This window comes from Teichococcus aestuarii, from assembly GCF_003116135.1.
Classification (GTDB): domain Bacteria; phylum Pseudomonadota; class Alphaproteobacteria; order Acetobacterales; family Acetobacteraceae; genus Pseudoroseomonas; species Pseudoroseomonas aestuarii.
Window position 1 is genome coordinate 14,896 of record NZ_PDOA01000002.1, and the last position, 26,097, is coordinate 40,992.

General features: G+C 73.8%; 21 protein-coding genes. 6 read left to right on the forward strand and 15 right to left on the reverse strand.

The window, feature by feature from the left end:
• Positions 1–258: 258 nt before the first annotated feature.
• Positions 259–1,137: an NAD(P)-dependent oxidoreductase gene (locus tag CR165_RS03030; protein WP_109515499.1), complete on the forward strand. Its 879-nt coding sequence runs from the start codon at positions 259–261 to the stop codon at positions 1,135–1,137.
• 157 nt (positions 1,138–1,294) lie between these two features.
• A complete protein-coding gene (gene yghU, locus CR165_RS03035) occupies positions 1,295–2,182 on the forward strand; it encodes a glutathione-dependent disulfide-bond oxidoreductase (protein ID WP_109515500.1) in 888 nt (295 codons plus the stop codon).
• Between the two features lie 54 nt (positions 2,183–2,236).
• Here yghU and CR165_RS03040 read toward each other — a convergent pair whose 3' ends face one another.
• Positions 2,237–3,382, reverse strand: a complete 1,146-nt coding sequence (locus CR165_RS03040) for a DUF808 domain-containing protein (RefSeq protein ID WP_109515501.1) — start codon at positions 3,380–3,382, stop codon at positions 2,237–2,239.
• Positions 3,383–3,743: 361 nt separating this feature from the next.
• Between CR165_RS03040 and CR165_RS03045 the strand changes: the two genes are divergently transcribed.
• Together CR165_RS03045 and htpG are read left to right on the forward strand one after the other, a co-directional pair.
• Positions 3,744–4,970, forward strand: coding sequence for a metal-dependent hydrolase family protein (locus tag CR165_RS03045; RefSeq protein ID WP_109515502.1), 1,227 nt, complete (start codon positions 3,744–3,746; stop codon positions 4,968–4,970).
• Positions 4,971–5,050: 80 nt separating this feature from the next.
• The gene (gene htpG / locus CR165_RS03050; RefSeq protein ID WP_109515503.1) at positions 5,051–6,883 is read left to right on the forward strand and encodes a molecular chaperone HtpG; all 1,833 of its coding nucleotides are present in this window, start codon (positions 5,051–5,053) and stop codon (positions 6,881–6,883) included.
• A gap of 40 nt (positions 6,884–6,923) precedes the next feature.
• On the opposite strand, the gene CR165_RS03055 is transcribed toward htpG, so the two are convergent.
• The 14 genes from CR165_RS03055 to CR165_RS03120 form a co-directional block, all read right to left on the reverse strand.
• The gene (locus CR165_RS03055) at positions 6,924–9,539 is read right to left on the reverse strand and encodes a hybrid sensor histidine kinase/response regulator (RefSeq protein ID WP_109515504.1); all 2,616 of its coding nucleotides are present in this window, start codon (positions 9,537–9,539) and stop codon (positions 6,924–6,926) included.
• Between the two features lie 16 nt (positions 9,540–9,555).
• Complete coding sequence (locus CR165_RS03060; protein WP_456316309.1) at positions 9,556–10,206, reverse strand: hypothetical protein; 651 nt, start codon at positions 10,204–10,206, stop codon at positions 9,556–9,558.
• 13 nt (positions 10,207–10,219) lie between these two features.
• Positions 10,220–10,603 carry a response regulator transcription factor gene (locus CR165_RS03065; RefSeq protein WP_109515505.1) on the reverse strand — a complete coding sequence of 128 codons (384 nt, stop codon included), beginning with the start codon at positions 10,601–10,603 and terminating at the stop codon, positions 10,220–10,222.
• A gap of 49 nt (positions 10,604–10,652) precedes the next feature.
• Entirely contained in the window at positions 10,653–10,952 is a 300-nt protein-coding gene (locus CR165_RS03070; protein WP_181377983.1) for a hypothetical protein, read from the reverse strand.
• The gene (locus tag CR165_RS03075; protein WP_109515506.1) at positions 10,949–12,988 is read right to left on the reverse strand and encodes a chemotaxis protein CheA; all 2,040 of its coding nucleotides are present in this window, start codon (positions 12,986–12,988) and stop codon (positions 10,949–10,951) included. Before CR165_RS03075 ends, CR165_RS03070 begins: the two co-directional genes overlap by 4 nt.
• Positions 12,985–13,845, reverse strand: a complete 861-nt coding sequence (locus CR165_RS03080; protein ID WP_109515507.1) for a CheR family methyltransferase — start codon at positions 13,843–13,845, stop codon at positions 12,985–12,987. The genes CR165_RS03075 and CR165_RS03080 overlap by 4 nt, the downstream gene beginning before the upstream one ends.
• Positions 13,842–14,975, reverse strand: a complete 1,134-nt coding sequence (cheB, locus tag CR165_RS03085; RefSeq protein WP_109515508.1) for a chemotaxis-specific protein-glutamate methyltransferase CheB — start codon at positions 14,973–14,975, stop codon at positions 13,842–13,844. The genes CR165_RS03080 and cheB overlap by 4 nt, the downstream gene beginning before the upstream one ends.
• Complete coding sequence (locus CR165_RS03090; RefSeq protein ID WP_109515509.1) at positions 14,972–16,456, reverse strand: chemotaxis protein CheW; 1,485 nt, start codon at positions 16,454–16,456, stop codon at positions 14,972–14,974. Before CR165_RS03090 ends, cheB begins: the two co-directional genes overlap by 4 nt.
• A gap of 3 nt (positions 16,457–16,459) precedes the next feature.
• The gene (locus tag CR165_RS03095; protein WP_109515510.1) at positions 16,460–18,376 is read right to left on the reverse strand and encodes a methyl-accepting chemotaxis protein; all 1,917 of its coding nucleotides are present in this window, start codon (positions 18,374–18,376) and stop codon (positions 16,460–16,462) included.
• 191 nt (positions 18,377–18,567) lie between these two features.
• A complete protein-coding gene (locus tag CR165_RS03100) occupies positions 18,568–19,413 on the reverse strand; it encodes a metallophosphoesterase family protein (protein ID WP_109515511.1) in 846 nt (281 codons plus the stop codon).
• 3 nt (positions 19,414–19,416) lie between these two features.
• The gene (locus CR165_RS03105; RefSeq protein WP_109515512.1) at positions 19,417–20,706 is read right to left on the reverse strand and encodes an ABC transporter substrate-binding protein; all 1,290 of its coding nucleotides are present in this window, start codon (positions 20,704–20,706) and stop codon (positions 19,417–19,419) included.
• A gap of 35 nt (positions 20,707–20,741) precedes the next feature.
• Positions 20,742–21,581 carry a carbohydrate ABC transporter permease gene (locus CR165_RS03110; RefSeq protein WP_109515513.1) on the reverse strand — a complete coding sequence of 280 codons (840 nt, stop codon included), beginning with the start codon at positions 21,579–21,581 and terminating at the stop codon, positions 20,742–20,744.
• A complete protein-coding gene (locus CR165_RS03115; RefSeq protein ID WP_245906085.1) occupies positions 21,574–22,491 on the reverse strand; it encodes a carbohydrate ABC transporter permease in 918 nt (305 codons plus the stop codon). The genes CR165_RS03110 and CR165_RS03115 overlap by 8 nt, the downstream gene beginning before the upstream one ends.
• Entirely contained in the window at positions 22,484–23,635 is a 1,152-nt protein-coding gene (locus tag CR165_RS03120) for an ABC transporter ATP-binding protein (RefSeq protein WP_109515515.1), read from the reverse strand. Before CR165_RS03120 ends, CR165_RS03115 begins: the two co-directional genes overlap by 8 nt.
• Positions 23,636–23,821: 186 nt before the next feature.
• On the opposite strand from CR165_RS03120, the gene CR165_RS03125 reads away from it, so the two are divergent.
• Both CR165_RS03125 and CR165_RS03130 read left to right on the forward strand, forming a co-directional pair.
• Positions 23,822–25,162 carry an extracellular solute-binding protein gene (locus CR165_RS03125; protein WP_109515516.1) on the forward strand — a complete coding sequence of 447 codons (1,341 nt, stop codon included), beginning with the start codon at positions 23,822–23,824 and terminating at the stop codon, positions 25,160–25,162.
• A gap of 42 nt (positions 25,163–25,204) precedes the next feature.
• Positions 25,205–26,095, forward strand: a complete 891-nt coding sequence (locus CR165_RS03130; RefSeq protein ID WP_109515517.1) for a carbohydrate ABC transporter permease — start codon at positions 25,205–25,207, stop codon at positions 26,093–26,095.
• Positions 26,096–26,097: the final 2 nt, after the last annotated feature.

The window sequence follows — 26,097 nt, forward strand, 5'->3', positions numbered from 1 at the left end:
AGATGGGCGGCCCCGGGGCGGGTGCTGACCGATGGGGCCGGTGTCATGCGGGGATATGGGCCCAGGCCGCGCAGGCCCCAAATCACCGGCGCCAATGATGCTCATGCGCCGCGGCTGCCCCCTGCGGGAGACGGGCCAGGAGGCTCCGGCCCGGCGCGCCGGGGGGGGCCGGCTACTCCACCCCGCGCGGTTGCGTTATGCTGCCGCGAGACGGCCATGCCGCACGGTCCGGCGGCAAGCCTTGGACCAGGAGGGAATATGAGCAAGCAACCCGCGATCGGCATGATCGGCATCGGCCTCATGGGGCATGGCATCGCCTGGAACATCGCGAAAGCGGGTTACGGGCTGACCATCCTGGACCACCCCGGCAACCAGCCGGTGGACGACCTGCAGGGCATGGGCGTGCAGGTGGCGCCGCGGATCGCCGATGTCGCGCAGGCGGCCGATGTCATCGTGCTCTGCGTGACCGGCTCGCCGCAGGTGGAGGCGATCCTGACCGGGGCGGACGGCGTGGTCGCGCATCTGCGGCCGGGCACGGTGGTGGTGGACTGCTCCACCGCGCTGCCGGAATCCAGCGCGCGCATGGCCGCCGCCGTCGCCGCCGCGGGCGGGCAGTTCCTGGACGCGGCCATGACCCGGCTGCCGCAGCATGCCCGCGCCGGCACGCTGAACCTCCTCGTCGGCGGCGACACGGCGCTGCTGGAGCGGCTCCGCCCGCTGCTCGAGACCTTCAGCGAGAACATCACCCATATCGGCGGCGTCGGCTCCGGCCACCTGATGAAGCTGCTGCACAACTACGTCTCGCTCGGCTTCCTGGCGCTGCTGGCCGAGGTGGCGGCGCACGGGCAGAAGGCCGGGGTGGAGATGGCCACGCTGGTCGACGTGCTGGCGCAGGGCGGCGGCGGCGGCACGGCGCTGCAGCGCATCTCGCCCTTCCTGCTCGAGGGCGACCCCTCCTCCGTGCCGTTCTTCATCAGCAACGCCGCCAAGGATCTGGGCTATTACCGCCAGGCGGCGGAAGCGGCCGGCGTGCACCGCGCCATCGCCGACGCGGTCGGGACCACGCTGGATTCGGTGGTCGCCCAGGGGCACGGGCAGGATTACGTGCCGCAGCTCGCGGCGCTGCTGAAAGCCTGAGGGGCTCCGGGCCGCGCCGGCGCAGAGCCGGTGCGGCGCCCTGCCCCCCCCCGCGCCAAGGCTCTTGCCAAGACATCGCGCCGGGCCTCTCGTGGGGCCGGGCACGGCGGCACCATCCGCTCCCGCCATGATCGACACCGATCCGGAGGATTCTGGAATGAGCAACCCGGCCGATTACAGCCCGCCGAAAATCTGGACCTGGGACCAGGCCAGCGGCGGCCGCTTCGCCAACATCAACCGCCCCATTTCCGGCCCCACGCACGAGAAGGAGCTGCCGGTCGGGCGCCACCCCCTCCAGCTCTATTCCCTGGCGACGCCCAACGGCGTGAAGGTCACGGTGATGCTGGAGGAGCTGCTGGCCCTCGGCCACAGCGGCGCGGAATACGATGCCTGGCTGATCCGCATCGGCGAGGGCGACCAGTTCGGCAGCGGCTTCGTCTCGGTCAACCCGAACTCCAAGATCCCCGCCCTGCTGGACCGCAGCGGCCCGGCACCCATCCGCGTCTTCGAGTCGGGCGCGATCCTCACCTACCTCGCGGAGAAGTTCGGCGCCTTCCTGCCGACCGAGCCGGCGGCGCGGGCCGAGACCCTCTCCTGGCTGTTCTGGCAGATGGGCAGCGCGCCCTATCTGGGCGGCGGCTTCGGCCACTTCTACGCCTATGCGCCCACCAAGATGGAATACCCCATCAACCGCTTCGCCATGGAGACGAAGCGCCAGCTGGACGTGCTGGACCGCCGCCTGGCGGAGAGCGAGTACATCGCCGGCAGCACCTACACCATCGCCGACATCGCCATCTGGCCCTGGTATGGCGGGCTGGCGAAGGGCTGGCTCTACGACGCCGCCGAGTTCCTGCAGGTCGGCAGCTACAAGAACCTGCAGCGCTGGGCGGACATGATCGGCGAGCGGCCGGCCGTCCGGCGCGGGCGCATGGTCAACCGCGTCTCCGGCGACCTGGCCAGCCAGCTGCACGAGCGGCACGACGCCAGCGACTTCGAGACCCGGACGCAGGACAAGCTGGGCGGCAAGGACCCGGCCGGCACCTAACCCGGCCGGCCCTGACCTGATTGGCCCTGGCGCGGCGCGCGCCGGGGCCTGGCCTCAGGCGGCCTTCCGTGGCCGCACCATCCGCGCCACGGCGCCGGCCAGCGGCGCCAGCACATACTCCGCCAGCGGGATGATGAGCGCGCCCAGGGCCAGCCCCAGCAGGCCGGACAGCGTGGCCGTCACCAGCCAGGACACCGCGCCGCCCAGCCCCCCCGACAACTCGCCCGCCCGGTGCGCGATGTCGTGCACGACATGGCCGGGCGCGGTGACGCCGAACTCCTCCAGCCCGTGCAGCACGATGCCGCCACCGACCCAGAGCATGGCGGCGGTGCCGACGATCGCCAGGACGCGCAGGAAATGCGGCATGCCCACCACCAGCCCGCGGCCAAGCGCCCGGGTCAGCGGCCGCAGCGCCCGGTCGGCGCCGCTCGGCGGCTCGGGCGGGGCGTCGATCACCGGGATCGCGCTGGGCAGGACGGCGCGGCGGCTGACCGCGGCGGGTGCCGGGGCGGCGGCCCGCGGCACCACGCCGCCACCGCCGCGCAGGCCCAGCAGGGTGGAGGCCGGCCGCTCGTTCACCGCCAGCGAGACGCCGGCATCGTCGGCCTTCACGATCAGCGCCACGGAGCCATAGACCAGCAGCGTCACGCCAATGCCGACCACCGCCAGGATCACCGCCTGCGCGAAAGTGGATTGCCCCGTCAGCCCGGCCAGCGTCAGCGCCATGATCTCGGCCGACAGGATGAAGTCGGTCTGGATGGCGCTGCGCACGCGCTGCCGCTCCAGCGCCTGCGGGTCCCGCGGCGTGGCGCCGGTCTTCTCCTCGTGGTGCACGGCGGCATGGGGGCGCAGGGCGTGCAGCACCTTCTCGGCCCCCTCGTAGCAGAGATAGGCGCCGCCCAGCATCAGCAGCGGCGTGATGCTCCAGGGCGCCAGCCAGCTGAGCGCCAGCGATCCGGGCAGCAGGTAGAGCAGCTTGTTCTTCAGCGAGCCGAGCGCGATCTGCCCGACGATCGGCAGTTCCCGCCTGGCGGCGAAGCCCACCACGTAGCGCGGCGTCACCGCCGCGTCATCGATGACGACGCCGAGCGCCTTGGTGCCGGCCTTGGCGGACTGGGCCGCGACATCGTCCAGCGATGCCGCCGCCACCTTGGCCAGCGCCGACACGTCGTCCAGCAATGCGATCAGGCCAACACTCACGGGAGCACTCCTCGATTCGCCGCGGATGGCAGGCGCGTTGCACCCTGCCCAAGCCGGCAGGAGCGGCAAGGGTTGCAGGCGGGGAGGCGGAATCCGCCCGGCCTGCCGCTTTCCCCGGGCGGATGGCCGCCCCGGCCGCTGCGCCGCGCCCGGCCCGCAAGCCCTGCCCGCAAGCCCTGCCGGCCGGGCCCGCATGGGGCCGCACCGGGCAGCGCGCCCCAACTTTCCTCCGGAGGCGGGTGCGCTACACTCGCCATGCCATCGGCGCCGGCGGCCTGCCGCGCGCCGGAAGGCGGGCACAGGGCCGGCTCCCCCCTCCCGCACCGCCGCGCCTGACCGAGGGACATCCGTGAAAGACGCCATGAGCACCATCTTCCTGAAGAACGCCCGCATCGTCGATGGCACCGCGCCCGAGCCCACCGCACCGCAGAGCGTGGTGATCGAGGGCGACAGCATCCGCGAGGTCTCCGCCACCGCCCGCGTGCCGGAGGGCGCCGCCGTCATCGACCTCGCCGGCAAGGTCCTGATGCCGGGGCTGATCGACGCGCATGTGCATGTCGTCGCGGTCGAGGCGAGCCTGGCGCGCAACGCCACGCTGCCGGATTCCCTGGTCATGGCGCGCTCCATCCGGCTGATGGGCGAGATGCTGATGCGCGGCTTCACCACGGTGCGCGACGTGGGCGGCGCCGACCACGGCCAGGTGGTGGCGGAGCAGGAGGGGCTGTTCCCCGCCCCGCGCCTCGTCATCTCCGGCAAGGCGCTGAGCCAGAGCGGCGGGCATTGCGACTTCCGCGGCCCCTTCGACAACGCGCCGAGCCCCTTCGAGGGGCGCCTCGGCGCGCTGGGCCGGCTGTGCGACGGCGTGCCGGAGCTGCGCCGCGCCGCCCGGCAGGAGATCAAGGGGGGCGCGCGCTTCATCAAGATCATGGCGAATGGCGGCGTCGCCTCGCCCACCGACCCGATCCACTTCCTCGGCTTCTCGCGCGAGGAGATCGGGGCGGCGGTGGAGGAGGCGCGCAACGCCGGCACCTATGTCTCCGCGCATCTCTACACCGACGAGGCGATCCGCCGCGCCGTGGAATGCGGCGTCCATTCGCTCGAGCACTGCAACCTGATCCGCCCGGAGACGGCGCGCCTCGCCGCCGAACAGGGCGCCATCGCCGTCCCGACGCTGGTCACCTACGACAAGCTGGCGGAGGAGGGCGAGGCGCTCGGCATCGGCGCCGAGGCGGTGGGCAAGGTGGACCATGTGCGGCTGGCCGGCATGGATTCGCTGCGCATCATGCATGAGGCCGAGCTGCCCATGGCCTATGGCTCCGATCTGCTCGGCCCGATGCACCGGCACCAGTCGGAGGAGTTCGTCATCCGCGGCCGGGTGCTGCCGGCGCAGGCGGTGATCGCCTCCGCCACCGCCGTCGCCGCGCGGCTGTGCCGGATGGAGGGCCGGATCGGCGTGGTGGCGCCGGGCGCCCTGGCCGACCTCATCGTGGTCGATGGCGACCCGCTGCGCGACCTCTCGCTGCTGACCGGGCAGGGCCGCCACCTGTCGCTGATCATGAAGGGCGGCCGGGTGATGAAGCGGGCCTGACGGCGGCACGGCTTGAAAGATCGGGCCGGGCCGCACATATCGCGCCCCGCCTGAGACACAACCATTGCAGGAGCAGTATCGTGAGCGAGGCCCTGGAGCGGCATGAATTCGGCGCCGAGGTCGGCCGCCTGCTCGATCTCGTCGTGCACGCGCTCTACTCGGAGCGCGAGATCTTCCTGCGCGAGCTGGTCGCCAACGCCGCCGACGCGGTGGACCGCCGCCGCTTCGAGGCGCTGACCACGCCCGCGCTGATGCTGGAGGGCGAGGCCAGGCTGCGCATCGTGCCGGACAAGGCGGCGCGCACCCTGACCCTCTCCGACCCCGGCATCGGCATGAGCAAGGCCGAGCTGGTGCAGCATCTCGGCACCATCGCCCGCTCCGGCACGCTGGCCTTCGCGAAGTCGCTGGCCGAGGCGCCGGCGGCGGAGAAGCCGAGCCTGATCGGCCAGTTCGGCGTCGGCTTCTATTCCGCCTTCATGGTGGCCGAGCGGGTGGAGGTCACCTCCCGCCGCGCCGGCGAGGCGGAGGCCTGGGTCTGGGCGTCGGAAGGCCGCGGCGACTACACCCTGGCGCCGGCCAGCCGCGACGCGGCGGGCACCGACATCGTGCTGCACATGAAGGCCGATGCCGAGGAGTTCCTCGACCCCTGGCGGCTGCAGTCGATCATCCGCAAATGGGCCGACCACATCACCATCCCCATCACCGTGGCGCGGGACGGCAAGGACGAGCCGGCCAACGAGGGCACGGCGCTGTGGCGCAAGCCGAAGTCGGAGATCTCGGAGGAAAGCTACGCCGAGTTCTACCGGCACGTGGCGCACAGCTTCGACAAGCCCTGGGCCACGCTGCACTGGCGCGCCGAGGGCACGGTGGAGTTCACCGCCCTGCTCTTCATCCCCGGCATGAAGCCGTTCCAGGCGGTGGAGGGCGAGCGGGAGAGCCGCGTGCGGCTGCATGTGCGGCGCATGTTCATCACCGACGAGGCGGCGCTGCTGCCGTCCTGGCTGCGCTTCGTGCACGGCGTGGTGGACACCGAGGACCTGCCGCTCAACGTCAGCCGCGAGATGCTGCAGGCGACGCCGGCGCTGGCCCGCATCCGCAAGGCGGTGACCAGCCGCGTGCTCTCCGAGCTGAAGACCCGCGCGAAGGATGCCGAGGCCTACCAGGGCTTCTGGGAGAATTTCGGCCCCATCCTGAAGGAGGGCATCTGGGAGGATGCCGAGCACCGGCAGGAGGTGGCGGCGCTGCTGCGCTTCCGCTCCTCGGCCGTGGAGGGCTGGACCTCGCTGGCCGACTACGTGGCGCGCATGAAGCCGGAGCAGGAGGCCATCTACATCCTGGCCGGCGACGACGCGGCGGCGCTGGCGAAATCGCCGCAGCTGGAGGGCTTCCGCGCCCGCGGCGTGGAGGTGCTGCTGCTGGCCGACCAGCTCGACGCCTTCTGGCCCGAGCGGCTGGACAGCTTCGAGGGCAAGCCGATCCGCAGCATCACCCAGGGGACGGTCGATCTCTCGAAGCTGCCGCTGGATGCGGCGCAGGAGGCGGCGGCCGATCTCTCCGCCCTGCTGCCGAAGCTGCAGGAGGCGCTGAAGGACGACGTCACCGAGGTGCAGGCCACCGACCGGCTGGTGGACAGCGCCGTGGTGCTCTCCGCCGGGGCGGACGGGCCGGACCTGCAGATGCAGCGCCTGCTGCGCCGCGCCGGCCGCGCCCTGGGGCCGGACCGCGCCGTGCTGCAGATCAACCCGCGCCACCGGCTGATCCACCGGCTGGCCGCCCGCGCCGCCGCCGGCGAGGACCTGGCCGAGGCCGCCGGCCTGCTGCTGGACCTCGCCCGGGTGCAGGATGGCGATGCGCCGCGCGACCCGGCGGCCTTCGCCCGCCGCGTGGCCGGGGCGCTGGCCGCGGAGGGCTGAGAGGAAGGAGAAGCGCGGGCGGGACTTCCCGCCCGCGCCCTCAGGGCAGCAGCCGCTCCACGCGCCGCAGGAACTCGGCCAGCCGGAAGGGCTTGGCGAGGATTTCCATCTGCGCCTCGGCACGGTCGGCGCCCAGCGTCGCCGCATCGGCATAGCCGGTGATCAGCAGCACCTTGAGGCCGGGCTGCTCCTGCCGCGCGGCATCGGCCAGTTGCCGCCCGTTCATCCCGCCCGGCAGGCCGACATCGGCCAGCAGCAGGTCGACAGGCCCGGCCGAGCGCAGCAGGGCGAGGCCGCCGGCGCCATCCTCTGCCTCCAGCACGGTGTAGCCGGCATAGTCCAGCGCCTCGCGCAGCACGGCGCGCAGGCTCGGCTCGTCGTCCACCAGCAGCAGGGTGCCCCGCCGGCCGGGCCGGGCGGGCGGCAGGCCGGCCGCCGCGGCCGGCGGCGCCTGCGGCGCCGCCTCCCCGTGGCGCGGCAGGTAGAGGTGGACGGCGGTGCCCTCCCCCGGCACGGAGTCGATCCGCACCTGCCCGCCCGATTGCCGGGCGAAGCCGTACACCATGGAGAGACCGAGCCCTGTCCCCCCTCCCAGCGGCTTGGTGGTGAAGAAGGGCTCGAACACCTTGGCGAGGGTGGCGGCATCCATGCCGCTGCCGGTGTCGGCGACGGTCAGCCGCACATAGTCGGCCGGCGGCAGATCCAGCGCCTGCGCCGCCGCCACGCCGAGGGCGGTGTTGGCCGTGGTGATGCGCAGCAGCCCGCCCCCCGCCATGGCGTCGCGCGCATTGAGGCAGAGGTTGAGCAGCGCGTTCTCGAGCTGGTTCTGGTCGCACAGGGTCAGCCACAGGGCGGGCTCGAAGCGTGTCTCGATGCGGATATGCGGCCCTATGCTGCGCTGGACCAGCTCCAGCATGCCCTCGACCAGCACGTTCACCGCCGTGGGCTGCGCATCCAGCGTCTGCCGGCGGGCGAAGGCCAGCAGGCGGTGCGTCAGGGCGGCGGCGCGCTGCACGGCGCCCTGCGCCAGCTCCACATGCCGCGGAAGGGCCGCCACCTGCCCTCCGGCGAGGCGCAGCTGCATCAGCTCCAGGCTGCCGCCGATGCCGGCCAGCAGGTTGTTGAAGTCGTGCGCCAGCCCGCCGGTGAGCTGGCCCACTGCCTCCATCTTCTGGCTCTGGCGCAGCCGCTCCTCCAGCTCGTTGCGGCGCGTCACGTCGCGCCCGGCGGCGACGAAGCCCGCCTCGTCCGGGATGCAGGCCCAGCTGAAGGCGCGGCTGGTGCCATCGGCGTGGCGCATGCGCAGCTCCACCGCCACATCCGCGCCGCCGTGGCGCAGCTGTGCCAGAGCCGCCTCCAGCATGTCGCGGTCCTCCTCCTGCACCAGCGCCCCCAGCGGGGTGCCGGGCAGGCCGGCGGCCGGCAGGCCCAGCGCGGCCTGCCAGGCCGGGTTGGCGCTGACACAGCGCCCCTCGGCGTCGCCCACGAAGAACAGGTCGCGGGAGACGCGCCAGACCCGGTCCAGCTCCCGCGTGCGCTCCGCCACCCGGCTTTCCAGCGCTTCGTTCAGCGTCCGCAGCCGGGCCTCGGCCTCCTGCGTGGCGGTGACGTCGTAGAGCACGCCGCTGAAGCGCAGCTCGCTGGTGTCCGCGTCGCGCAGGTATTCGCCGCGCCGCATCAGCCAGCGCGGCGTGCCGTCATCGGCGCGGCGGATGCGGAAGGCGCGGGTCTCGGCCGGGCCCGGAGCGGCGGGCGGGGCGCGGTCGAAGGGCGAGGGATCCCCCTCGGCGACCAGGCTGTTGACCAGCGGCACCGGCAGGTTCGCCACCGGCCGCAGGCCGAGCAGCGCGCAGAAGGTGCCGGAGACCGCCGCCGTGCCGAAGCCCGGCACATGCTCGAAGGTGCCGATGCCGCCGGCGCTCTGGGCGATGCGCAGCCGTTCCTCGGTGCGCTTCTGCTCGGTGATGTCGGTCAGCGTGCCGATCAGGCGGGCGGGCTGCCCCTGCGCATCCGGCCAGCAGCGGGTGCGGGCCTGCACCCAGCGCACCGTGCCATCCGGCCCCAGCAGGCGGTATTCCTTGGAGAACAGCTCGGCGCCGCGCAGCAGCCCGCCGACGCCCAGGCGGATGCGCATCCGGTCCTGCGGGTGGATGCAGGCGAAGAAGCCGGACGGGTCCAGCGCCGCGCCGGCGAGGGGCAGCCCGTGCCAGGCGGCGAACTGCGTGTCGCCGGCGATCCGCCCGGTGGCGATCTCCCACTCCCAGGCGGCGCTGCCGGAGAGGGCGAGCTGCGCCCGCAGGCGCCGGTCCTCCTGCCCCTCGCCTTCCGGCAGGGTGCAGAGCAGCAGCCCCTCCGACGGCCCCGGCGCCAGGAACAGGGGCGGGGTGTCGGCGGCCCGGAAGGCGCGGCCCTGGGCCTCGCGCGCCGCCGCCGGCCCCGCCTGCCGCAGCCGCTCCAGCGCGCCGGGGCCGCCCCGGGCGGTGAAGGCGGCGGTGCAGCCGAGCAGCGGCAGCTCCGGCTTCGCGCCGTCCAGCACCGCCAGCGCCACCCCCGCCGCCTCGAAGGCAGCCATCCACGGCCCGATCCGGTCCCCGAGGGAAGCGGCCAGGGGTCCGGTGGCAGGGTCGGTCGTGAAGGGCAGGGCGGTGTTCTCCATGCGCGCCGCCGCGGCCTCAGGGGCTGCCGGCCGTGTCGTCCATCACGCTGCTGATGAAGCTGGCGATCAGCTGCTGCAGCATGGCCAGCGAGGGCATGTCCATCAGCATGGCAATGTAGCCGCGGATATCGTGGTTGCGGATGCTGAAGTTGATATAGAGGAACAGCACCACCCCGGCCACCTCCTCCTCCGGTCTCATGCCGGAGGCGAAGAGGGCGGCGGGGGCGCCATGGTCCAGGTCGGGCAGCGACAGGGTCAGGCTCTCGCGCAGCATGTTGGCCATGGTGCCGAGGCAGTTGTTGAGCACGAGGTTGCCGGTCTCGGTCAGCGTCTCGTCCTGCAGGGCCAGGGCTTCCGCATCGTCCACCGAATCGCCCAGCACGGCGCGCACCAGGCTGGCGCCGTTCGCCGCCGGCAGGATCAGCAGGGCGCGGCCGGAGAAAGGACCGGCGAAGTCCTGCCGCACCGCCACCAGCGGCTCCTGCTCCCGGTCGGCGATCATCGCCGCCGCCGCCTGCCGGCTGATCACCTCGGCGGAGGGGACGGAGAGCAGCACCTCGGCGCCGATCAGGCGGCGCAGGCTGGCCGCGGCACGGCTGACGCCGATGTTGACGATCTCGGTCAGCGCGTCCCGCTCCAGCTCGCTGAGCAGGATCTGCATGATCACAGCGGGGCGCTCTTCACGCCGCACCCTGCCGCCACCGCAGCGCCGCGGCGGCGAGGAAGCCGCGCAGCCCTTCCTCGGTGGCGGGCTTCGGCACGAAGGCGAGCTTCAGGGCCCGCGCCTGGGCGATGATCTCGTCCTGCACGTTGGCGGTGAGCAGGGCGACCGGCATGTCGGGGTAGAGGGCGCGCATCTCGGCGGCCAGCGCCAGGCCGTTGCGCTCCGGCATGTTGTAGTCCACCAGCGCCACATCCACGCCTCCCTCGGCCAGGCGGGCCAGCGCCTCCGCGGCGCTGCCGGCCTCGACGCGCCGCCACTCCGGCTGCAGCGCGGCCACCGCCTTGGCGGCGACGATCCGCGCCAGCTTGCTGTCGTCGACGATCAGGAGGGTGGGTGCCATGGTTTCGGACTCTTCTGCCATCGGCGAGAAAGCAGGCTCCGCCAAGCCCCTACAGGCCCTCGTGGCGAGCAGGAGGGGCGCTTTGTATCAATTCCGGAGCACCGTTTGAAGAACCATCCTCTAAAACCGGTGCAATCCACTGCCGCAGGAAAGGATCGGTCGGCGCTTCCACCAGCCGGGGCCGCAGCGCCAGCAACACCTGCACCAGCGCCGTGTGCAGCGTGCGCGCCCGCCCCAGGGCGATGCCGCGGGATGGCCGCTCCAGCAGCAGGGACAGCAGCGGCTCGGCCTCCTCGCTGCCGCAATCGCCCTCCAGGTGCAGGGTGTCGTCGTCCAGGCGCAGGGTCATCGTGTCAGCTCCGGCAGGTCCAGCACCATCCGCACGCGGCCTTCGTCATCCAGCGCGGTGCCCAGCAGGCCGGGCATCCCGGCCATCAGCCCTTCCAGCGGGCGCAGCGGCGCGTCGAGCCGCCGGCCGAACGCCTCCACCGCCAGCCCCACCGGCTGCGCCCCGGCGGTGACCAGAACCCGCGTCACCGCAGCCCCCTCCGCCCGGCGCGGCAGGCCGAGCAGCGCCCCGAGGTCGAGCAGCGGCACGGTGCGGCCGCGCAGCACGAAGGCCGCCGCCTCCCCCGGCAGCCCCGCCAGGGGCAGGATGCGCGCGGCCGGCAGGCGCAGCGTCTCCGCCACCGCCTCCACCGGCACGGCCAGCTCCTCGCCGCCGGCGCGCAGCAGCAGCAGCGCGCGCAGCGCCGCCGCCTGCGGCAGGGAAAGCCGCACCGTGATGCCCTCCCCCTTGCGGCTTTCCAGCGCCACATGCCCGCCCAGCGCGGCGATGGCGGCGCGCACCGCATCCATCCCGACGCCGCGCCCGGAGATGTCGCTGACCCCGGCGGCGGTGGAGAAGCCGGGCGTGAAGAGCAGCGCGTGCAGCGCGGCCTCGTCCATGGCCGCGGCGCCCGCCACGCCGCGCGCCCGCGCCGCCGCGCGCAGGCGCTCGGGGTCCAGCCCGGCGCCATCGTCGCTGAGCGAGATCTCCAGCCGCTCGCCCGCGCGGCGTGCCGCCAGGCGCAGCCGGCCGGCGGGCGGCTTGCCGCGCGCCTGCCGCTCCGCCGGCGGCTCGATGCCATGGTCCAGCGCGTTGCGCAGCAGGTGCAGCAGCGGCTCGTACAGCCCCTCGACGATGGCGCGGTCGGCCTCCAGCGCCTCGCCCGCCATCTCCAGCGTGGCCTCCTTGCCCAGCCGCGCGGCGGTCTCCCGCGCCAGGGCGGGCAGGCGGCGGAAGCTGCGCGAGAGCGGCAGGCGGCGCAGCCCGGCCACCATGCCGTCCAGCTCCGCCACCAGCCGGCCGATGGCCGCCTGCCGCTCGGCCAGGTCGCGGCCCAGCGCCGGGTCCAGCGCGGCGGCACGGGCCACCAGCGGGGCCAGGGCGTTGCCCGTCACTGCCAGCGCGCCCAGCCGCGCCGCCAGCGCCTCGATGCGCGCCGGCTCCACCCGCAGCGGGCGGGCCGGCGTCCTGGCATCAGGCATCCTGCCGCCCGGCGTCTCGCGGCCCGGCGTCTCGCCGCCGGTTGTCTCGCCGCCGGTTGTCTCGTTGCCGGTTGTCTCGTTGCCGGGCGCCGTGGCCGGCACCTCGGCCAGCACGCACTGGTCCGCCACGAAGCGGAAGACCTGGCGCAGCGCGTCCGGCGCCTCCAGCGTCAGCGCCAGGATCTCCAGGTTGCAGGCATAGGGGTCGAGCTGCGCCGGCTCCGGCCAGGGGAGGCGCGGCGAAAGCTCCAGCGCCAGCAGGCCGGGCAGCCGGCGCAGCAGCGCCAGCGGGTCCTCGCCCAGGAAGAAGCAGCCGGCATCCGGGCGGTAGCGCAGCGCCATCACCCGCCGCCCCTCCGCCCACGCCGCCGCGAGGGCGGCGGCGTGGCGTGCCGCCAGCGGGACGAGCCAGGCGGTCTCCGCTTCCCCGGCCGCCCGGGCCTGCCCCGCCGAGGGCGCCGCGCCGGTGCCGCCGGCGGGGCCGGGGCCGGGGCGCAGCCGCGCGGCCAGCGCCGCGGCCTCCGCCGCCGCGCCGTCCGGCAGGCCGTCCTCGCTGGCGAATTCCTCCAGCCAGGCCTCGCAGCAGGCGGCGGCATCCTGCAGCGCCAGCACCACCTCCGGCGTGGCGGGGGCGGCGCGCAGCGTGTCCAGCCGGTCCTCCATGGCGTGCAGCACCAGCCCCATCGGCGCCAGCGGGAACAGGCCGACCGAGCCCTTCAGCGTGTGCACGGCGCGGAAGAGCCGGTCCAGCAGCGCCGGCCCGGGCTGCGCCGCCCGCAGGGCCGGCAGCGCCTCCCCCACCTGCTCCAGCAGCTCCCGCCCCTCGATCAGGAACTGGTCACGCAACTCGTTCATGCCGCCTCCGGCCGCTGATGCACCAGAACCCCGCCGAGGCGGCGCGGCTGGAGCCGGCCCGGCCGCGGCATCATCGTCTCGCTGCGGCCCAGGCAGAGGAAGCCGCCCGGCAGCAGCGCCGCCTCCAGGTTCTCCATCGCGCGCTGGCGGGAGGCGGTGTCGAAATAGATCAGGGCGTTGCGGCAGAAGATGACATCGAAGCCGCCCTGCGCCGCCATGCTCGCCGGCTCCACCAGGTTGGCCGCGGTGAAGCGCACCGATTCCCGCAGGTCCTGGATGATGCGGTGCCGCCCGCCCGGCAGGGGCTCGAAATAGCGCGCCACCAGCGCGGGCGGCAGTCGCGACAGGGCGCGGGCGCCATACTCCCCCGCCACCGCCGCCGCCAGGGCGCGGGTGTCGATGTCGGAGCCGACGATCTCGACATGGTAGGCATCCACCACCGGCCAGTTCTCCAGCAGCCAGAGCGCCAGGGAATAGGCCTCCTCCCCCGTGGCGCAGGGCATCGACCACAGGCGGATGCGGTCGCCGGGGCTGCGCCGCGCGGCGATCTCGGGCAGCATCCCGCCACTCAGGCAGCGGAGCTGGTAGTCCTCGCGGTAGAAGTAGGTCTCGTTGACGGTGAGGCTGTTGACCAGCGCCTCCACCTCCGCCGGGCTGTTGCGCAGCCGCGCCATGTAGGCGGCGAAGCCCGCCGCGCCGCTGTGCAGCACCCGCTCGGCCACGCGGCGCTCGATATAGTAGCGCTTCGGCTCGCCATAGGCGAGGCCGGTGTGGCGGTAGAGGAAGTCGCAGAGTTGCATCAGCTCCTGCCGGCTCAGCGGGGCGGGAGCGGTATGGGGCGAGGCGGGCACGCTCATGCCTCCACCCAGTGCCGCAGCCAGGCGGCCATGGCCTCCACCGGCGCCACCTGGGTGGCGCCGCCGCCGCGCACCAGCGCCCCCGGCATGCCCCAGATCACCGCGCTCTCCTCCGCCTCGGCCAGGGTGCGGCCGCCGGCGGCGTGCAGGCGCGCCATGGCGGCGGCGCCGTCATTGCCCATGCCGGTGAGCAGCACGCCGGCCAGGCGGGGGGCCGGCATGTGCTGCAGCGCGCTGTCCACCAGCCGGTCCACGCTCGGGTGCCAGCGATGCGCCGGCGCGGACGGGACCGGCAGCGCCACCAGGCCGCCCGGCCTGCGGGAGAGCAGGATGTCGGCATCGCCGCGTGCCACATAGGCGTGGCCCGGCCGCAGCGGCATGGGCTGCGCCACCTCCACCACGGAAAGCGCGCATTGCGTGTCCAGCCGCTGCGCCAGGGCCTGGGTGAAGGCGGCCGGCATGTGCTGCGCGATGACCAGCGGCCAGGGGAAGCCCGCCGGCAGCTGCGCCAGCAGCATCTCCAGCGCCGGCGGCCCGCCGGTGGAGGCGCCGACCAGCACCACCCCCTCCGGCAGGGCGGAGGCCTCGGGCGTCGGCGGCAAGGGCGAGGGCTGGGGCCGTGGCGGCGGCGGCAGGTGCCGCGGGCGGAGGGGGGCGCCGCGCGGGGCCGGCTCGCCGCGCAGGGCGGCCTGGGCGCGCAGCCGCACCCGCTCGGCCAGGCGGTGCGCGCCGCTCGGCCGCGCCCGGGCGGCCGCGCGCACCTTGCGCACCAGCTCCGGCCCCAGCGTCTCCATCGCCAGCGAGACGGCGCCGCCCGGCTTCGGCACCACATCCACCGCGCCCTGCCGCAGCGCCTCCAGCGTCGCCTCGGCGCCGGAGGCGGTGAGGGCGGAGAGCATCACCACCGGGCAGGGCCGCTCCAGCATGATCCGCTCCAGGCAGGCCAGCCCGTCCAGCTGCGGCATCTGCACGTCCAGCGTCACCACGTCGGGGCTGAAATCGTGCAGCAGGGCCAGCGCCTCCACCCCGTCGCGCGCCTGCGCCATCAGGAAATCGCCCTCCGCCTCGAACAGGCTGGCGAGCAGGCGGCGCATCAGCGGCGAATCATCGACCACCAGCAGGCGGATCACGACGCGCCCTCCACCGCCGCCCGCGCGGCGGCCAGCTGCGCCGCCCGGGCCGCGCCCGCCGCGGCCAGGGTGGCGCGCAGGGCCGAACCCGCCTCCCCCAGCAGCCCCACCGGCGAGAGCAGCAGCGCCATGCCCGCGCCGCCCGGCAGGCCGGCGGCGCCTTCCACCAGCGGCGCGGCGCCGGCGGCGGCGTGCGGCACCGGCACCGGCACCGGGGTCCGGGCCCCGCCGGGCAGGCGGCGCAGGCCCGTCACCGCATCCACCATCAGCGCGACGCGCAGCCCCTCGAGCCATGCCACCACCACCACCCGCCCCACCCGCGCCGCCGCCGGCAGGCCGAGCAGCCGCCGCAGGTCCAGCACCGGCAGCGGCTCGCCACGGAGCGTCATCACCCCGGCGAGGCCCTCCGGCGCCTGGGGCAGGCGCGGCAGCGCGGCAGGCGCGGGAGCCAGCTCCGCCACCGCCGCCAGGGGCAGGGCGTAATCCTGCTCCTCCAGGCGCAGCAGCAGCACGCGCCCGCCCTCCTCCAGGGCCGCGGGGGCCGCCTCCTGGCCCGTCTCCGGGGCAGGCGCGGGGGCGGCGCCTTCGAGCAGGGAGGCGGGCGCGAGGATGGGCAGCAGGCGCCGCCCTTCCTCCAGCCGGGCGATGGCGGCGATCCGCCCCCGCCCTTCCCCGTCCTGTCCTTCCCCGCCCTGCCCTTCCCCGTTCCGCCGGAGGCCGCGCAGCAGGAGCGGCGGCACCGGCTCCACCGCCGGCTCCGGCACCGCGAGGATGCCGCGCACCGCCTCCACCACCAGCCCGGCGCGGGCCATGCCCTGGCGCAGCACCAGGATTCGGGCACCCGGGCCCGGCGCCGCCACGCCGCGGCCCAGCAGGGCGTCCAGCGCCAGCAGCGGCAGCGCCTGTCCGCGATAAGGCACCACGCCGAGCGCCGCCGCGCCCAGGCCCGGCAGCGGGGCGAAACCCGGCGGCAGGCGCAGCACCGTCTCCACCGCCTCCAGCGGCACGGCGAAATCCTGGCCCCCCGCGCGGCAGCCGAGCAGGGCGAGGGTGGCGTCCTCCGCCACCGCCCGCACGGGCATCGCCGGAGTCACGGGCATCGCTGGAGTGGCGAGGACCGGCTCCTGCTGCGCCCGCGGCATGACGGCGCGGGCCAGCAGCGCCGCCAGGTCCAGCGGCGCCTCGCCATCCGCCAGCCCCAGCACCGCCTCCACCGAAAGCGCCAGCGGCGTGCCGCCGCGCAGCAGCACCAGCCGCGCGGCCCGCCCCGGCGGGGCCTCCTCCCGCCCCAGCAGCCGCGCCAGGGAGACCACCGGCACCGGCGCCCCGCGCAGGCTGGCCATTCCCAGCAGCCAGTCCGGCGCGCGCGGCACGCGCGTCAGCGGGACGCAGGGCTGGACGCCCTCCAGCGCCACCGCCGGCAGGGTCAGGCGCTCCCCCCCGGCGCGGCAGGCCAGCACGCGCGCATCCTGCGCGGACATGCGCTAGCCTTCCGTGCCCTGGAGTTCCTCGGCCAGCCCGGCGATCTCCTCGATGGCGGCGGCCAGCGCCTCGGTGCCCTGGGCCTGCTCGCGCGCCGCGGCCGCCGCCTGGGCGGTGGAGCCGCCGATCTGCGCCGCCGCGGCGGCGATCTGCCGGCAGCCGTCCAGCACCTCCCGCGCCGCCTGCATCGCCGCCTCGGCGCCGGAGGCCGTCTCCTCCGCCCCGCCGCGCAGCGCCTCGATCGCGTCGCGCGCCTCGCCCAGCCGGGCGAGCAGGAGGTGGTTGCGCCGCGCCTCGCCCTGGCCGGCGAGCACGATCTGCTCCAGGTCGCGCCGCGCCACGGCGGTCTGCATCTGCACCTCGCGCACCATGTCCTGCATCCGCCCGGCATGCGCGGCGGCCTCGCGCGAGAGGCCGCGGATGTCGCCCGCCACCACGGCGAAGCCGCGCCCGGCCTCGCCGGCCCGCGCCGCCTCCACCGCGCCGCACACCGCCAGCATGCCGGTCTGCGCCGCCACCAGCGCCATGCCGTTGACGATCTTCTCCGCCTGCCGGGCTTGGCCGGCCACCGTGTCGGACAGCAGCATCACCGCCTGCGCCTCGGCCGCGCCGGCGGCGATGCCCTGGCTGAGGCCCTCCAGCCGCTCCAGCGCCCCGGCCAGGCGCGGCGCGGCCTCCAGCAGGCGCGCGGCGGCGGCGGCGGCGGCGGCACGGGTGGCGGTGGCGGCCTGCTCGATCCGGTTCATGGTGTCGCTGGTCTGGCCGGTGGCCTCGGCCTGCATCTCGGCGCCGCGCCGGATCTGCTCCAGCGCCACGCTGATCTGCCCGGCCGAGCCGGCCAGCTCCTGCACGGTGGCGGACAGCTCCTCGGCGGCGGCGGCCAGCGCGGCGGCGCCGCCGGCCGCTCCCTCCTGCAGGGTGGTGGCCATGGCGGCGAGGGCCTGGGCGGTCCGCTGGCTCTCGTCCAGCGCCGTGCCCTGCTGCTGCACGGCCTCCTGCGCCTGCGCCGCGGCGGCGGCCTGCTCCTCGGCGGCAGCGGCCACCTGCTCGGCGCCGCGCCGGGCCTCGCCGGCGCCGAGATCGGCGTCGGCGGCGCTGGCCAGGATGGTCTCGGCCCCTTCCGCCAACGCCGCCAGGGTGCCGCGCAGGCCGACCAGCGTGGCCACCACCTGCTCGCCATGCCCGGCCTCCTCGGCGGCGCGGCCGGCGGCGGCGCGGATGCGCGCACCCATCGCCCGCACGCCCTCGCCGATCGCCACGGCCAGCTCCACCACCTCGGCGGCGCTGCCCTCGGTCTCCTCCGCCTGGGCGCGCACCTCCTCGGCCAGCACGGCGAAGCCGCGGCCCTGCTCCTCGGCCCGCGCCGCCTCGATGGCGGCGTTCAGGGCCAGCAGGCTGGTCTGCTCGGCAATCTCGCCCACCGCCCGGGTCAGCTCGCCGATGCCGCCCGCCTGCCGCTCCAGCCCGGCGGCGGCCTCGACGGTGCGCATCTGCTGGGCGGTGCTGTCCTGCACCCGGGCGATGGCGGCCTCCACCTGCGCCGCCACCTCGGCCAGCAGGGCCTGCAGGCCCTCCGTGCCGCGCTTGGTCTGATCGGCACGGGCGCGGGCCTGCCGGAAGGTGGCGGAAAGGCCGAGGATGGCACCCTGCGATTCCTGCGCGGCACCGGAGGCCTGCTCGGCCGCCGCCGCGATCTGCGCCAGGGCGCCATGCAGCTCCTCGGCGGCGCTGGCGGACTGGGTGAAGCCGGCGGCCAGCTCCTCGGTGGCGGTGCCGACGCGCTCGGCCGCCTTCTGGCGGCGCAGCCGGGCGCGCTCCTGCAGGCGGGCGGGGCCGGGCGCCGGCATGGCCGGAGGTTGTGCCACCGGGCCGCGCGTCTGGACGGGGCCTCGCATCTCGGATGTCTTGACCAGGGCCATGCGGTTTCTCCGGACAGGGGCGCAGGGTTCTCTCTACGCCAAGTCGCGGGCCGGGGAAGCCCCCCCTGATCGGATGCCTTGTCGGATCATGCGGCGGCCGCCGGGGCCGGATCATGGCCGCCGCCGCCGCCGGGGCCGGATCATGGCGCCGGCCGCCGCCGGGGGAGGATCTCCCCGGCGGCGGCCGGAGGTCAGGCGTGCTCGGTCAGCGGCGCATGCGGACCATAGACCGCCGGCATCAGGCCGATATCGTGCCGGTCGAGGCCCGCCGGCTCGACCAGCCGGCACTCATGCCCGCCATCGGCGTGCAGCACATGCTCGACATAGCCCAGCGGCTTGCCGCCCCAGCGCTCCTGCCAGGTGTCGCCGACGACGAAGGCCACGGCCGGCGCCCAGATCTGGCGCAGCCCGTCGCACAGGCCGCGGTCCCACCACTGGTGCAGGTGGCCGGAGGCGACGAAGGCCACGTCGTGCCCCGCCAGCAGGTCCAGCAGGCGGCGCCGCGCCGCCGGCAGCACCGGCCAGTAGGTCATCTCGGTGTCCGACAGGCGGTCGCGGCAGAGCGGTTTGTGCTGGAACAGCGCGATGCGGCGCCCATCCGCCGTCGCCAGCGCCTCCTCCAGGAAGGCGAACTGCGCCTCGCTCTCCGGCAGGCCGGCGGTGGTGATCAGCGTGTCCAGCCCGATCACCCGCCAGCCAGGGATGTCGCGCCGGTGCCAGTCCATGCCGAAAGTCTCGCGCCAACGGGCGAGGCGTGCGGCATCGGCGGGCGTCGCGCCGCCCAGCACGGTGTCGTTGCCGACATCGTGGTTGCCGGGCACGGCGAGCCAGTCCAGCCCCAGCCCGTCCATCTGCGCGCGGGCGAAGCGGAGGTCGTCGATGGCCAGCTCGCCATGCGCCGAGACATCGCCGGTGTGCAGCACGAGGTCGGGCCGCACGGCACGCAGGTGCTCCGCCAGATGCGCGAAGTTCGCGGTGAACTCCGGATGCGCGGCGGAGAGGTGCGTGTCGCTGATCTGGGCGACGCGGAAGGCCATGGCTCAGGACTTCCGTGGCAGCAGGCGGCGCACCTCGGCCACCATGTCGGCCTGCACCTCCTTGGGCGTCGCGCGCTGCTCGACGATGCGGGCGAGGTTGTCCACCATCGTCTGCGTCACGCGCACGCTGTTGCTGCCGGGGAAGGCGTACCAGGGGATGGAGATGGGCAGCTGGCGCACCGCCGGCATGAAGAGCGGGTTCTCGCGGTAGAAGGCGCCGAGATACTGCGGATCGTCGATGGCGATCTGGTTGCAGGGCAGGTAGCCGGTGTTCTGCACCATCAGCGCCTGGCCCACCGGGCCGGTGGAGAAGCGCAGGAACTTCCAGGCGGCCTCGCGCTTGGCCGGGTCCTTCGCCGTCAGCATCCCGGCGGCGCCGCCGGTGGGCAGGCGGCCCTTCTCGGCGTCGATCACCGGCATGCCGGTGGTGCGGAGCGTGAAGTTCTCGCCGATGCTGGCCAGGGTGCCGCGAACCAGCGCGGTGGTCTGGAAGATCATGCCCAGCTTGCCGGCGGCGAAGGCCTGGCGGGCGGCGGCGGCGGTCATGTTCGGCATGCCGCCCTGCTTCACCATGCGGTCCAGCAGCGTCAGCGCGGCGAGGCCCTCGGGGCCGCCGAAGCCGACATCGGTCTCGTCCGCGTTCAGCATGCGGCCGCCATGGCCGAAGAGCAGCGAGGAGAACATCCAGTCGTCGCCGCTCCAGGTGAACCACATGCCGTTGACGCCATCGCCCAGCCGGTTGATGCGGGCGGCGAGGTCGAGCACCCCGTCCCAGTCGCGCGGGAAGTTCTCCGGGTCGCCGCCGGCGCGCTTCACCAGCTCGGCATTGTAGTAGGAGACGGGGTTGGAGGCCGCGTAGGCGAGGCCGGACTGGATGCCGCCGAAGCGCGCCAGCGCCAGCAGCGAGGGCGTGTAGCCGGCCTTGGCCGGGTCGCCGTCGCGCGCCAGCAGCGGCGCCAGGTCCTGCGCGATGCCGCGCTCGGCGAAGACGCGCAGCCGGTTGAAGCCCTGGTAGGAGAGGTCCGGCAGCTGGTTGGTGGCGGCCTGGCGCAGGATGAGTTGCGCGCCCTCCTCGTAGTTCGGCGTGGTGACGAAGTTCACCGCGATGCCCGGCTCGGCCTTGGCGAAGGCTTCCAGGATGGCGTCATAGCTGCCCTTGTAGATGAAGGGCTGGGCGTAGTGCACCGTGATGGCGGTGGACTGCGCGCGGGCGATGCGCGGCGCGGCCAGGGGGGCGGCGAGCATCGCGGCGGGCAGGGCCAGCGCGGCGCGGCGGCGGAGGGTGACGGTCATGGGCTTGGCTCCGGTGTCCGGTGCGGAAGAGGGGGTCAGCCTTTGAGGCCGGTGGTGGCGATGCCTTCGACGAAGCGGCGCTGCGCCAGCAGGAAGGCGATGACGAGGGGCGCGGTCATGACGACGGCGGCGGCCATCAGCGCGCCGAAATCGTCGTCGCCCTCGGTGGTGCGGAAGAACAGCACGCCGAGCGCGGGTGTCGCGTGCTCCGGCGTGTTGACGACGATCAGCGGCCAGAACAGGTCATTCCAGTGCGCGACGACGGAGAAGATGGCGAAGGCGGTGGCCGCCGGCCAGGCATTGGGCAGCACCACGCGCCAGACGATGGCCATCTCGCTCATGCCGTCGAGCCGCGCGGCGTGGATCAGGTCGTCGGGCAGCGACTTGAAGAACTGCCGGAACAGGAAGATGGCGAAGACCGAGATGGTGGAGGGCGCGATCAGCGCCGTGTAGGTGTCCAGCAGGCCGAGCTGGCTGAAGCCGGCATAGAGCGGCAGCGCCGGCACGTGCGGCGGCACCAGCAGGCCCAGCATGACGGCGCCGAGCGCCAGCTCCCGCCCGCGGAAGTTCAGCTTGGCCAGCGCGTAGCCCGCGGGAATGGCGAAGAGCAGCTGGAAGAACAGGATGCCGCCGCAGACGATAATGCCGTTCAGCAGGTAGCGCGCCACCGGCACCAGCTCGAACACGCGGCCGTAGTTCTGCGCGACGGCGAAGCGCTCGGGAATCAGCGAGAGAGACGCACGGAAAATCTCGTCCGCCGGCTTCAGGCTGGCCGCCACCATCCAGATGTAGGGCATCAGCAGCAGCAGGCCGAGCAGGGAAAGGACCAGCAGGCGCGGCGCATCGCGCAGCAGGGAGGTCTTGCGCTCAACCATAATGCACCCGCTTGTCCAGCACGCGCGTCTGCAGCCACATCAGCGCCAGCACGATGGCGAGGAACACCAGCGTGATGGCCGCCGAGTAGCCGAGGCGGAAATAGGTGAAGCCCTCAAGATACATGGCGTGCAGCAGCACCTCGGAGGCTCTGTTCGGGCCGCCCTGGGTCAGCACCTTCACCGTGTCGAACACCCGCACCGAGCGGATCATGGTGATGGTGAGGACGAAGAGCGTGGTCGGCCCCAGCATCGGCCAGGTGACGAGGCGGAAGCGCTCCCAGGCGGAGGGCGCGCCATCCACCTCGGCGGCGGCATACATCTCGCGCGGGATGGCGGTCAGCCCGGCCAGGAACAGCACCAGGTTGAAGCCCAGATTCTCCCAGATGCCGATGGCGGCGAGCGACCACATCACCGTGTCGGAGGAGGAGAGCCAGGCCGGCCCGTCGATGCCCACCTGGCGCAGCACCGCGTTCAGCGGCCCGATGCTCGGGTGCAGCAGGTACTGCCAGGCGGAGGCCATGGCGACGGTGAGCGAGACCACCGGCAGGAAGAACACGGCGCGGAACAGCGTGCGCCCGCGCGTGCCGGCCTCGATCAGCAGCGCCAGCGCCAGCGCGCCGAGGATGGAGCCGGGCGTGACCACCGCCACGTAGAAGACCGTGTTGCGCAGCGCCTGGGCGAAGCCGCGGTCGCGCAGCAACTCGGAAAAATTGTCCAGGCCGATCCAGGCGAAGGCCGGCGCGCCCAGCTCGTAGTCGGTGAAGGCGAGCAGGATGGCGGCCAGCGTCGGCAGCAGCAGCAGGACGAGGTAGGCCAGCACCGCCGGCAGGCCGAGTGCCCAGGCGGTCAGCGCCTCGCCCGTGGCGCCCTCGCGGCGCGCGGGGGCGGCGGAGAGGACGGCCTCAGACAAGGCTCGGCTCCGGCACCACGGCGGTGTCGCGCAGACGGCGGCCGCGGGCATCGAACAGCAGGGCGCGGGCGGGGTCGAAGCCCAGCGTCACGCGGCTGCCGGGCGGCAGGTCCGGCACCAGCTCGGGCGGCAGGCGCACCACCAGGGCGGTGCCGGTGCCGACATGCCGCGCATGCAGCAGCAGGCTCTCGCCGAGGAACTCCAGCCCCTCCGCCGTGGCCGGGATGCCGCCATCGGCCAGGTAGAGATCCTCCGGCCGCAACGCCAGGGTGGCGGCGCCGGTGATGCGCTCGGCGCCGCAGAGCCGCACGCCTGTCGGGAAGCCGGCGACGCGGGTAAGGCCGTGGCCGTCGATCTCGGCCGGCAGGGTGTTGATGCGCGGCGAGCCGATGAAGGTGGCGACGCGCAGATCGTCCGGGTCGGCATAGATGGCGCGCGGGCTGGCCACCTGCAGGATCTCGCCCGCCTGCATCACCGCCACCCGGTCCGCCATGGTCAGCGCCTCGGACTGGTCATGCGTCACGTAGAGGGTGGCGGCGCCGGCGCGGCGGTGGATCTCGACGATCTCGCGGCGCGTGTGCACGCGCAGCGCGGCGTCGAGGTTGGAGAGCGGCTCGTCCATCAGGAAGGCGGCGGGCTGGCGGACGATGGCGCGCGCCAGCGCCACGCGCTGCCGCTGCCCGCCCGAGAGCTGCGAGGGGCGCCGCTCCAGCAGGTTGGTCAGGCCGAGCGCCAGCGCGGCGCTGCGCACATCCTCGGCGATGCCGCGCCGGGCGGCGCGGCTGCCCGGCCAGATGCGGCCGATCAGCGGCAGGCGCTGCGCCACGCCCATGCGCCGCATGGAAAGCGGCACGGCGATGTTCTCCGCCACCGTCAGATGCGGGTAGAGCGCGTAGGACTGGAACACCATGGCGACATTGCGCGCCGCCGGGCGCAGCGCCGTCACATCCCGCCCGTTGATCAGGATGCGGCCGCCATCGGGCCGGTCGATGCCGGCGATCAGCCGCATCAGCGTGGATTTGCCGCAGCCGGAGGGGCCGACCAGCGCGACGAACTCCCCCGCCGCCACGGCGAGCGACACACCCTTCAGCACCGGCTGCCCCGCGAAGTGGCGCGTGACCTTCTCGACGACGATACCCGTCACAATGACCCCCATTCCGTCGAGGCGGGCTCTTAGGGGCAGTGTGTGACACTCGTGTTCCAGTCCCGCGAAACTTCCATGCCAATGCATCCACGGTGCCACAACCGGATTGTCACGCGTCCGTCAGCGGCGCGTCACAGGCAGCCGCTAAGCCGCCCCGCATCGCACACCCATCGGGGATCGAGAGACATGCTCCGCAAGACCGCGCTCGCCGCCGGCCTGATCCTGGCCCTGGGCGGCGCCCAGGCGCAGGCGCAGGGCCAGCAGCGCCAGGGCTTCACCTTCTGGTACGGCCTGACCGGCCAGCTCAGCGAGGCGGTGCAGTCCGTCTGCAAGCGCTTCAACGACTCGCAGGCGCAGTACAGCGTCACCTGCACCAGCCAGGGCGACTACGCCAAGGCGCTGCAGAACACCATCGCCGCCTTCCGCGCCAACGAGCAGCCGACCGTCGTGCAGGTCTATGACATCGGCACGGCGGACCTGATGCTGGCCGGCGTGTACCGCCCGGCGCGCGAGCTGATGGCCTCGCAGGGCCACCAGGTGAACTGGAACAACTACCTCCCCCCGATCGCGGCCTACTACGCGACCTCGAAGGGCGAGATGCTCTCCTTCCCCTTCAACTCCTCCACGGCGGTGATGTACTGGAACCGCGCGGCGGGGCAGAAGGCCGGCATCGCCGAGGCCCCCGCGACCTGGGAGCAGGTGGCCGAGGCCGCGCGCAAGATGAAGGCGGCCGGCCATGCCTGCCCGATCGCGATGGATTTCGACAGCTGGGCGCTGTTCGAGCAGTTCGCCGCCATCCACAACGTTCCCGTCGCCACCCGCGCCAACGGCTATGGCGGGCTGGACGCCGAGTATGTGTTCAACCAGGGCGTCATCAAGAAGCACTTCAACAACCTGCTGGACTGGTACAAGGAAGGGCTTATCCAGATCCGCACGCCGCAATCGGGCAAGGACGGCATCGCCTCCTTCGCCGCCGGCGAGTGCGCCATGGCCTTCGGCTCCATCGCCAGCCACTCCACCATCCGCCGCACCGCGGCCGAGGGGCTGGACTGGACGCCGGTGATGGTGCCTGTCTATGAGGGCACGCAGCGCATCAACAGCCGCGTCGGCGGCGCCTCGCTGTGGACGCTGAAGGGCCGGCCGGAGGGCGAGTACAAGGCGGCCGCCGCCTTCTTCGCCTTCCTCGCCACGCCGGAATCCGAGGAATACTGGTCCACCATCACCGGCTACATCCCGGTGACGGCGGCGGGCCAGGCGCGGCTGGAGCAGAACGGCTTCTACAAGAAGCCCGAGAATGCGGGCCGCGAGGTGGCGATGCAGAGCCTGATGCTCACCGAGCCCACCGAGAACTCGCGCGGCCTGCGCCTCGGCAACCTGACGCAGTTCCGCGCCGCCTACGCCAACGAGATGCAGGCCGCCTTCGCCGGCCAGAAGACGATGGACCAGGCGCTCGCCGCGCTGCAGGAGCAGGGCAACCAGCTGCTGCGCCGCTTCGAGCAGACCTACCGCGGCAAGCAGCTTCCGTAAGCGGAGCAGGCCCGGCCGCGCGCGGCCGGGCCATCCAGAACCATGAGCAACACACGCCGCGCCCTGTTCCGCAGCACCTGGCTCCCCTGGGCCCTGGTGCTGCCGCAGCTCCTCATCATCTTCGTCTTCTTCTACTGGCCCACGGGCGAGGCGCTCTACTGGGCCTTCACGCTGGAACAGCCCTGGGGCGGCGGCAATGCCTGGGTCGGCTGGCAGAACTTCGTGTCGGTCTTCTCCAGCGCCGGCTACTGGCACTCCGTCCGCATCAGCATCCTCTACGCGGTGGCCACCACCGTGCTCGCCATCGGCGTGGCGCTGCTGCTGGCGCTGTTCGTGGACCGCGAGGTGAAGGGCAGCCGCGGCTACCGCCTCGCCGCCATCTGGCCCTATGCCATCGCGGCGCCCGCCATCGGCATCGTCTTCCGCTTCGTCTTCGACCCGCGCTCCGGCGTCTTCGCCTTCCTCAACCAGGCCTCGCCCGGCATGTGGGACCCGACGCTGAACGGCAACCACGCCATGACGATGCTGGTGCTGGCCGGCGCGTGGCAGCTCGTCTCCTACAATTTCGTCTTCCTGCTCGCCGGGTTGCAGAGCGTGCCGCGCGCGCTGGTGGAGGCCTCGGCCATGGACGGCGCTGGTCCGCTGCGCCGCATGTGGGACCTGCAGGTGCCGCTGCTGGCGCCGACGCTGTTCTTCCTCGCCATCATCAACATGACCGACAGCTTCACCCACAGCTTCGCGCTGGTGGACGTGATGACGAGCGGCGGCCCCGCCCGCTCCACCGACCTGATGGTCTACAAGATCTATTCCGACGGCTTCAAGGGCCTCGACTACTCCGGCGCCGCCGCGCAGAGCATCGTGCTGATGCTGCTCGTGGTCGGCATGACCTTCCTGCAGTTCCGCTTCGTCGAGCGGAAGCTGCACTACAAGTGAGC